The sequence below is a fragment of the Pseudarthrobacter sp. CC4 genome, assembly GCF_048957775.1.
GTDB lineage: Bacteria > Actinomycetota > Actinomycetes > Actinomycetales > Micrococcaceae > Arthrobacter.
In genome coordinates this window covers 1-6,740 of sequence record NZ_JARCCZ010000056.1, presented here as the reverse complement: position 1 = coordinate 6,740, position 6,740 = coordinate 1, and the positions used below count along the sequence as shown (strand labels likewise).

8 protein-coding genes are annotated in these 6,740 nt (G+C 65.4%); 4 read left to right on the top strand and 4 right to left on the bottom strand.

What is annotated here, in order from left to right; all coding sequences use genetic code 11:
- Window positions 1-182: 182 nt before the first annotated feature.
- Window positions 183-1,007, bottom strand: coding sequence for a LysR family transcriptional regulator substrate-binding protein (locus tag PV768_RS21645; protein ID WP_321214929.1), 825 nt, complete (start codon window positions 1,005-1,007; stop codon window positions 183-185).
- Here PV768_RS21645 and PV768_RS21640 point away from each other — a divergent pair.
- On the top strand, window positions 970-1,374 hold the full coding sequence (locus PV768_RS21640; protein ID WP_157240034.1) for a DUF5997 family protein: 405 nt from the start codon (window positions 970-972) through the stop codon (window positions 1,372-1,374). The two genes, PV768_RS21645 and PV768_RS21640, sit on opposite strands and share 38 nt — an antisense overlap.
- A 60-nt stretch (window positions 1,375-1,434) precedes the next feature.
- Here PV768_RS21640 and PV768_RS21635 read toward each other — a convergent pair whose 3' ends face one another.
- A complete protein-coding gene (locus PV768_RS21635) occupies window positions 1,435-1,815 on the bottom strand; it encodes a VOC family protein (RefSeq protein ID WP_421094183.1) in 381 nt (126 codons plus the stop codon).
- Window positions 1,816-1,979: 164 nt separating this feature from the next.
- On the opposite strand from PV768_RS21635, the gene PV768_RS21630 reads away from it, so the two are divergent.
- Complete coding sequence (locus PV768_RS21630) at window positions 1,980-2,582, top strand: hypothetical protein (protein WP_421094182.1); 603 nt, start codon at window positions 1,980-1,982, stop codon at window positions 2,580-2,582.
- A gap of 65 nt (window positions 2,583-2,647) precedes the next feature.
- Window positions 2,648-3,256 carry a DUF6919 domain-containing protein gene (locus PV768_RS21625; protein ID WP_157240040.1) on the top strand — a complete coding sequence of 203 codons (609 nt, stop codon included), beginning with the start codon at window positions 2,648-2,650 and terminating at the stop codon, window positions 3,254-3,256.
- Here PV768_RS21625 and PV768_RS21620 read toward each other — a convergent pair.
- Window positions 3,253-3,735, bottom strand: a complete 483-nt coding sequence (locus PV768_RS21620; protein ID WP_421094181.1) for a pyridoxamine 5'-phosphate oxidase family protein — start codon at window positions 3,733-3,735, stop codon at window positions 3,253-3,255. The genes PV768_RS21625 and PV768_RS21620 overlap by 4 nt on opposite strands.
- 89 nt (window positions 3,736-3,824) lie before the next feature.
- Window positions 3,825-5,210: an NAD(P)/FAD-dependent oxidoreductase gene (locus PV768_RS21615; protein WP_321214923.1), complete on the bottom strand. Its 1,386-nt coding sequence runs from the start codon at window positions 5,208-5,210 to the stop codon at window positions 3,825-3,827.
- Between the two features lie 135 nt (window positions 5,211-5,345).
- Here PV768_RS21615 and PV768_RS21610 point away from each other — a divergent pair, with 135 nt between their 5' ends.
- Window positions 5,346-6,050, top strand: coding sequence for a TetR/AcrR family transcriptional regulator (locus PV768_RS21610; RefSeq protein ID WP_416235570.1), 705 nt, complete (start codon window positions 5,346-5,348; stop codon window positions 6,048-6,050).
- Window positions 6,051-6,740: the final 690 nt, after the last annotated feature.

The following is a 6,740-nucleotide window of genomic DNA, read 5'->3' as shown; positions in this document are numbered from 1 at the left end:
CCACCGACGCCGCCCAAAACGTCAAAACCGAAGGCCAACACGCCGCCACCGACGTCAAAGACCGCGCCACCGACGCCGCGGGGAACGTCAAAAACACCTAGGCCCCACAACACCTAGGACGTGACAGCAAGGAAGGCCGGCTCCGCACGGAGCCGGCCTTCCCTGCGTTTGTGCAGTACAGGCTAGCGCTTGCCCTTTTTCCGGGAGCCCTTGCCCCGGCCCTTGTCCGGGTTCGGGGCGTACCGCTGGGCAACCTTGGGCGCCTTCTTGGCTCCGGTTCCGCGCCGGTCCGGCTTGGGATCCTTCTTTACCTTCGTGGGCTGCGCCGAAGGCTGGCGGGAACTCTGCGCCGTCCGGCCGCGCACGATCCCGATGAATTCCTCGATCACTTCGTCCGTGGAATCCGCAGGCCACACCAAGGCGATTTCCGTGCCCGGGGCGCCTGTCAGCCGCCGCGCCACGGTGTCCTTGACGTTGAAATGCCGGGCAACGGACATCGGCAGGATCACCAGGCCGGCCCCTGAGGCCACCACCTGAAGGGCAGCTTCGGGCCCGCCCATTTCCGCCACGTCCAGGAAGGTTTCTTCGCCAAGGTCCGCGAGGGCCACCTCTTCAAAGACCGAAATTTCGTGGCCCTTGGGCGCCACCACCACCGGCTGCTCCTCATAGAGCGGAATGACGTTCAGGCCCTCGCGCTCCACGGGAAGCCGGACAAAGCTGAGCTCGGCGGAACCGTTGCGCAGCACTTCAACCTGCGCGCCGTCGTCGGACATAAAAGACTCCAGCGGGACATCCAGAACGCGCTCTTCCCAGCGGCGGATCCACTTCCCGGGCGTCACGCCGGCCACGTAGGCGAACCGGAGCACGCGGGGTGCCTCCTGCTCCGGAGATTCAGCGGGGGCAGGGCTTTGGGGGATGTTGTCGGAGGGCACGTCTTCACAGTACCGTCCGCCCGGATACCCTTGAAGCATGACCTCTGCAAACTCCCAGTCCATGAAGCCGGCCACCGTTGCCAAGAAACTTGGCATCTATCTGCCCGCAACACCGCAGGAGTTCCAGGATTCAACCATCACGCGTGCCGAGTTCGCCGAGCTCCAGGCCAACCCGCCGGAGTGGCTCGCCGAGCTGCGACGCAACGGCCCGCATCCGCGCCCGGTGGTGGCGCAGAAGCTGAACGTTTCCATCAGCGGGCTGGCCCGTGGCGGCGTCGAGGAAGCGCTGACGACGGCGGAAATCACCGCGCTGCTCCAGGCTCCCCCGCAGTGGCTGGTCACCGAGCGCGCCACGCACGCCGCCGTCCGGGCCGAGGCCCAGCGCGTCAAGGAAGAAGCTTCCAAGAAGGAAGCCAAGAAGGCCCGCGCCAAGGCCGAATAACCGCCCAAAACCTAGGCTTGTCAGGGCAGGCCTGCCTCACGGCTACCCCGCCAGGAGGCGTCAGTCCTGGTGCAGCTGGACGAAGTTCCCGCAGCCGTCGTCAAACACAGCGCTGATCCCGGAGGGATCTTCCGTGGGGCCGCTCTTGAAGCTGACCCCGGCCGCGAGCAGGCGCTCGTACTCAGCCTGCACATCCGGGACGCCGAACACTATGGCGGGGAGCCCGGCGTCGTGCACTGCATTCATGTACGTGGCGCCGATGGGGTTGTCGCTGGGCTCCAGCAGCAGCCCGACAGATCCGTTGCCGGCGCCCGGGTCCTTGATGATGTAAAGGTTGTACTCCGGCATGGCCATCAGGGTCTCAAAGCCCAGGGTCCCTGTGTAGAAGGCGTGGGCGGCGGCCGGGTCCTTGACGTGGATGCTGCACATTTTGATTCTCATGGTCCCACGGTACGGTGCCTTGCCCCGGGCAGAAAGGGACTTCCGGGCGTGCCCTGAACCCGGGGTTCCGGCCATTGACCGGGCGGCCGGAAAACGTTGCAATGGAAGAACCACCCGGGTTTGTTTGTCCGGGCCTTCAATGCCGGAGGTGCAAGGTGTCAGACATGGCGGAAGCCGCAGTGCAGGGCGTGCTGCAGGGGACAGGTGCGGTGGTTTTGTGCGGCCTGGTGCTGGTGGCCAGCGTGGCGGCCACGGTCTTTGTCATCCGGCGCCGTTCCCTCCTCGCGCGGGAGGACAATGCTGAACGGTCGGACCAGCTCTTCTGGGATCTGTTCCTGGGCGCATGCGTGGCTGTTCCCGCCTTGCTGATCCCGGCGTTCATATCCCCTTGGGCAGGACTGTTCCTTGGCGGTGCTGGTGTGGCTGCCGGAGTGGCTGCGTACCGGAGCAGCCCGCGGTACTTCGCGTGGCGCAGCGGCCGCCGGGAATCCCTGCAGCAGGTGGCCGCGCACCAGGAAGCGCAGGCGCGCCACGACGAACTGATCGCGCGGTGGCGCCGGTACGAGCTGGATCCGGCCTGCCTGATCGATTACCCGGCACTGACCGATGTCCGGATACCGGAAACCTCCGCCCTCATCAAGGCAATGCGGCAGGCTGAGGCGCTGCGCATGGCCCCCCAACAGGGGTATCCCGACGCCGTCACCAGCCTCGGTGCCACCCTCGCCGCCGCCGAGAGGGCAGCAGGCATCCCCGCCGAGCAGGCTTAGGGCCGGACGTTACCCGTTGTGTCGCCTCCATGGAACGGAGCGCGCAGCGGCGATAGCATCCGAAGATGGATCCTCAGGAATTGCCAACCCGTGACCAGTTCGGCCGGCTGCTGGAAGACCGCGGGGTCTGGCGGCAGGCCACGACGCTTGCGGCCGCCGGCGAGCTGACCGCCCGGTGGCTGGAAGGGGCAAGCCAGTACCAGCCGGGCACGTTCGCGCCCGGCTTCGACGATGAAACCCGGCCGCTTGCTGCTGCCCTCGCCGAGCTGAACCGAAACGGGATTTTCACGAAGGAGTCCCAGCCCGGCATCAGGACCGAATCGGCTGCGCAGCGGCAGTACGTAACAGGATTCTGCTCCGCCGCCGCGGCCACTGCGCTGCTGGCCCTGTCCACCCGCACGGAACTGGTGACGGTGGCCCATGCTCCCGGTGAGGCCAGCAGCGCAGCAATACCTGTGACCCTGGCCGGGACAGAAGTGACCACGGTCCTCGGGTCAAGCGAAAATCCGGTGGAGGAGGAGCAGGTCCAGGACTGGGCGGACGAAACCAACGATGCCCTGGCCCTGCTGCTGTCCGACTCCTGGTACGTGGAGGTCTTCGATCCCGCCTGGGGACGGAATGATCTCCTGCTGCCGGAGGTTCTCGCAGCGCTGCAAAGGGTGGAGCTGGACTAAAGCTCCACCGTGCCGCTCTCGCCGACGCTCATCCGGCTGTTGGTGACCTTGGACTTGGCCCACTGGAGCACCGTGGCGGCCGTTCCGCCGGGGCTGGTCCAGTATTCGGCTGAGTCGGAGTCGATCCGGAGCAGGCACACCTCGGGGGTGTCCGGTCCGTCGGGGAACCACGCTTCGACAGCCTGGTTCCACATTTCACGGATCTTTGCCCGGTCCGTCACCACCTCCGCGGTCCCCGCGACGGAAACCCACTCGGTGTTCTTGCCAAAGGAAACGTTGACGCGCGGGTCAGCCCGGACATGCGCAACCTGTGAGGTGCCGAGGCCCGTGAAGAACCACATGTCGCCGTCGTCCTTAACATCCTGGACGGCGAGCGGCCGGCTGACGATTGCGCCTTCCTCGTTGATGGTAGTCAACATCCCGATGTGGGAGTGGTTGATGATGTCCGTAACCTTGCTGATGCTCCCGGTGTCGGTCATGTCTCACCTCATTCGTCTGCGTGCGGGGACGCTCCCCACCGCCAGCCTATTGGTAAGCATGCTTACATTCCAGCCGGGCCGGTCCCGCTTTAGGCCGGAACGGGCAACTTCGCTGCTTCGCGGATGCTGGCAGCGGTGCGGAGCCCCATCCGGATTGCGCCGTCCACGTGCTGGTAGCCTTCCGCGGCGAGGTCGGAGGAGGACCAGTAGATGGGTCCGACCGGCACGTGCTGGTCCTTGCCGTAGCGGTGAAGCCCGCCGAGGTCGTAGCTGGAGGCATAGGCGCCGCGGGTCCATTCCTCCGAGCCCCAGTCAGACTCGTAGTAGACCTCGGGCTCAAGCGCTTCAGCGCCGAGGAAGCCGGCGATCGACTCCAGGATGGCACGCTGGCGTTCGTCGGCACCCAACTCGAAGACGGCGTCGGCCTTTTCATCGGAGACGAAGCCCACCAGGGTGCCCCTGGTATCGCCGAAGTTGGTGTTGTCGTAAACCTCCTGGACCAGGGACCCGGCGCCGAAGCAGGTGCCGGAGAGGCCGGAGTTCCGCCAGAACGGGCGGCTGTAGACGGCATGGACCTTGATGACCAGGCCCAGGGACTGGTGCTGGTGCATCTGGTGCTGGCGGCGCGGCAGCGGCGGGTTGAAGGAGACCCGCGAGTAGAGGTTGGGCGGCACCGCCATGATCACGAACCGGGCGTTGACGGTGGCACGGTCCGATTCGACGGTGACGCGGTGGCCGCCGTCGGCGTCCGGCTCCCAGTTGATGGTACGCACCGGAGAGTTGAGGACGACGTCGTCCCCCAGCTCCTGCGCCAGCAGCAGCGAGACCTGCTGCATGCCGCCCACAACACGCCGGTCCAGGATGAAGTCCTCGTCCGTGAGGTGGGTGAAGGACCCCGCGGAGGCGGCCATCAGCACAGCCTGCAGGGCGGAGAAGGCGTGGGCCGGCTTGGTGAGCATGCCGCCGGCGATGAAGAGGCCGATGTTGCTGCAGGCCTCTTCATTCGCGGAGTGCCGGCGCAGCCAGTGGTGGAAGGAGACGGTGTCCAGTTCCCGGGCCTTGGGGTGGGCCCAGGGCTCGGTGGGGCCGATCTCGGCGGCGAGGCCATCCAGCAGGCTGATGAGCTTGTTCATTTCGGCTTCGGTGTCCGGGTCCACGGGGAAGGTGTCGCCGGCGTAGCGGACCGGGATGCCATCCTTGCCGATGTACATGGAATCGCCCTCCCGGTAGCGCGGGTAGGTCCGGAGGCCGAGTTCCTGGAGGAGGTCCAGGAGCACGGTTTGGTCCGGGGAAACCCACTGGCCGCCGATTTCGAGCATGGCCCCGTCCACGGTGTCGGTCCAGGTGCGGCCGCCTACGCGGTCGCGGGCCTCCAGCACGGCGACGCTGAGGCCGGCCTTCTTCAGTTCGCGGGCTGCGGTGAGTCCCGAGGGCCCGGCTCCGACGACCACGACGTCGCGGTTCAGGTTCAGCATGATGTCCTCTCTTGGGTTCCTTTGCCGGGAACCAGTAAATGAATGACGTTCATTTATGAGAACTATAGCTGTTTGGCTCCGGGACCGGAAGTGCCGGATGGAATAATGCTGGAGACCACCGACGAAAGGCCAGTGATGCCGGCAGGACCAGCTGTACAGGGACGCTCCGTGGGGAATTCCGGGACCCCTACTGGAAATGCGGGGGCCAGGAGGCGTGCGGGACGGCCGTCCGCCGCACTGCTGGACAAGGCGGGGATCACGGCGGCGGCGCTGGAACTCATCAACCGCAAGGGCTACGACGGCCTCACTATGGCGGGCCTGGCCAAGGAACTGGACGTGGCGCCGTCGGCCCTTTACAACCATGTGGCCTCGAAAAGGGACGTCCTGCTCCTGGTGGAGGACCATTTGACCTCACTGGTGGATGTGTCCGATTTTGGCTCGGCTCCCTGGGAAGAGGCGGTACGAAGCTGGGCGTGGAGCTACCGGAATGTCTTCGCCCGGCATACGCCGCTCATTCCGGTCATTGCCGTGCTTCCGGTGACGGACGCGCCGCAGACGCTGGCGATGTACGAGACCGTGAGCAAGGGATTTCTCGACGCCGGATTCCCACAGGATCGGGTGGTGTCCTCGATCGTGGCGCTGGAGTCCTTTATCTTCGGCTCCGCATACGACGTCACGGCACCGGCGGATATTTTCGATTCGGGCACGATGGCCGGCTCGACGCCTCATTTCACCGCCGCCGTGCGGAGTGCGGCGAATAACGACCGGTCCCCCGCGGATGCGGCTTTCAGTCTGGGGCTCGAGGCGCTGATTTCGGGGCTGGGTGCGCTGCGGGGCTAGGAGCTGCGGTGACGCTGAGCAGTCAGCTAGGAAAGACTCCGGCCGCATCCGCTCGATGTAGAGCTCCAGTCCGATCTTGTCTTGGTGCGCCAGTGGCCGCACCGCACTCTCGAACAGATGGAGACCGGCGGTCCAGTCATCCCAAAGCCCGTCGCTCATGACGAGGTCCGTTCTCGATCTCAGCGCCCGGACGGCAGCGGCTATCAAGACCGCTGTAACTACCTCGTCCTAAGGCCGGTTCCAAGTCTTACTAGACCCAGTCATCCTTGGATATCCGAGCTTCCTGGCGCTCCGCAGATGGAATGTTTCGAATGCTTTGCCGGCAGCCTTGAGGCCGTTCAACCGGATAGCCTAATGCTCAGGGATGATGGAAAGTCCTTGGCCGTTCGGGCCGCAGATGGTTACGGCCTGATGCTGCCACGATCATGCGCGCATCAGCGATTACCTCGGCAGTCGCCCTCAGGCCAGGAAAGTAGTAGCGGGTATAGCCCATGGCGCTCCCTGTTCACGTCATACTGCACAAACGGCCTGGCGAATGCTCCACCCCAAGCGAGGCGTCGGCCATCTCACTTCGGGATGGCTCCAATAGGGTTCTCGGAACACCTTCCATTTTAACTGGCATGCACGGGTATTCATGGGACGGGAGTAGCCGCCTCCGTCATTTGCCCGACGGTGAACGGCACTCACACT